Raw genomic sequence first — 1,931 nt, 5'->3', positions numbered from 1 at the left:
GAGGGCTGCACTGATGGCCGGCGACTGGCGCGAGGAGGCCCAGGCGCTGTGGGACCGGGCGGGCAAGCAGAAGTCGAGCGAGAGCAAGGTGAAGCTGCTGGAAGAGGCGGTGCGGATGGCCGACTCCCACGGCGACGTGGACCTGGGATATCAGCTCCGCGACGACCTCATCGACGCGGCGACCTTCGGCGGCTACCCGGACAAGGCCCTGGTGGCCTTCGCGTGGTGCCGGGGCCAGCAGAAGAAGGACCCGGAGCGCTTCGAGCCGGAGGGCCTGCTCTGGAAGCAGAAGTGGGTGGTGGGGCGCATCAAGGAGTTCCCCCACATCTCGCGCAAGCAGATTACCGACGCGCTGGACGACATCGAGCAGTGCTTCACCAAGGTGGATGCCGGCAAGCGCTCGGTGCTGAAGCTGCGCTACCAGACGGCGCGGGACATGGGCGACGACGCGGCGGAGGTGGACCGGTTGTGGGCCTCCTGGCTCGCGACGCCCAGGGACCACCTGACGGACTGCCGCGCGTGCGAGCTGGATGACGAACTGGACCACCACGTCGAGAAGGGCGAGTGGGAGCAGGCGCTGCGCAAGGCGAAGCCCATCCTGGAGGGGCGCGTGAAGTGCGCGGAGATTCCGCACCTCACGCTGGGCACGCTCTTGTATCCGCTGTTCAAGCTGGGCGAGCTGGAGCGGGCCGCGGAGATGCATCGCCGGGGCTACAGCCTGACGTCGAAGAACCGCGACTTCCTGGCCACGGTGGGCGACCACATCGAGTTCCTCACGCTGACGGGGAACCTGGCGCGCGGGCTGGCGCTGCTGGAGAAACACCTGGAGTGGACGCTGGACCACGGGAGCTTCAATGACCGCTTCATCTTCCTCGTGGCGGCGACGTTCCTCCTGGAGCGCGTGAAGGCGACGGGAGACCGGGACGTGGTGAGCCTGCGGCTGACCAAGGCCTTCCCGGAGCACCGCGCCGACGGCGGATACGAAGTGAAGGCGCTGCACGCGTGGATGCTCAAGCAGGCGAAGGACATCGCCACGCGCTTCGACACGCGCAACGGCACGGACCGCTACGCGCGGCGGCTCGCGCGAATCCAGCGGCTCGCGGAAGAAGTGCGCGAGTTCCCGCTCGATTGACGCACGGCGTGACGCGGGCTGCCCTTAGGGGGCCCGCGGACGCGCACGCGGCCCGAACCGGAATTGACCGAAATCCGGATTTTGCCGCGTTGCGTCTGTGAATAAAGCATCAGTCCTTGCGAGTCATTGCGGGCTTCGCACTTCCATCCCATGGACTTTCACATATCAATAGCGCGCGCCCATCCCAGGCGCCCCGACGGATGCTTGCCATTCCGCCGGACCCTCGAAGTCAGACAGGACGCACCATGCATCTCGTAAGGCTTTCCCTCCTGACGGTGTTCGCAGTGGTCGCTACGGCTTGTGGTGGTATGGAGTTGGACGAGGGAGGCACGACGGAGCCCGTCACGCCGCCCGCCCAGGAGCAGGTGTCGCCCGACACGACGTCGGAGGACGGCAACAACGTCAGCGCGTTCGCCGCGTGTAGTGGCTATGACGGCAACAACTACTGCTTCGCGGAATGCAACGACACCATCAACTACTGGTACGTGGTTGGACATGTCTCCACGGTCGGCTACGGCAACTGCGCCTCAGCGGCGTTCGCCTTCTGCAGGTCCATTGGCTACAACGGCCACAATGGCGCCTGCTGGGGTTACCCCTAGCCGTCAGCCATTGACGCTGTACCCATAGACAGACGTCACGCCCCGCCAAGGTCCACCGGCGGGGCGTACTTCCAGGCGTCTCGACAGCCCCCCACCAATCAGCGCTTGAGGTTCTTGAACGGGTTGTTGAACGGCTCCGGGCCCTTCTTGTCCTTGTCGCTCCCGCCCGAACCCGGCCGCTGACCTCCAGACTGCGAACC

The 1,931-nt window shown here is 66.1% G+C and carries 2 protein-coding genes; both read left to right on the top strand.

Annotation, left to right across the window (positions count from 1 at the left end):
• Window positions 1-13 precede the first annotated feature (13 nt).
• Window positions 14-1,132 (top strand): hypothetical protein, encoded by a 1,119-nt coding sequence (locus FJV41_RS48900; protein ID WP_141649473.1) that lies wholly within the window; start codon window positions 14-16, stop codon window positions 1,130-1,132.
• A gap of 308 nt (window positions 1,133-1,440) precedes the next feature.
• Window positions 1,441-1,731, top strand: a complete 291-nt coding sequence (locus FJV41_RS48895; protein ID WP_141649472.1) for a hypothetical protein — start codon at window positions 1,441-1,443, stop codon at window positions 1,729-1,731.
• Window positions 1,732-1,931 lie beyond the last annotated feature (200 nt).

The sequence above is a fragment of the Myxococcus llanfairpwllgwyngyllgogerychwyrndrobwllllantysiliogogogochensis genome (assembly GCF_006636215.1).
In the GTDB taxonomy this organism is placed as follows: domain Bacteria; phylum Myxococcota; class Myxococcia; order Myxococcales; family Myxococcaceae; genus Myxococcus; species Myxococcus llanfairpwllgwyngyllgogerychwyrndrobwllllantysiliogogogochensis.
The sequence above is the reverse complement of the archived record's forward strand: the minus strand, read 5'-3'. Positions and strand labels throughout refer to the sequence as shown.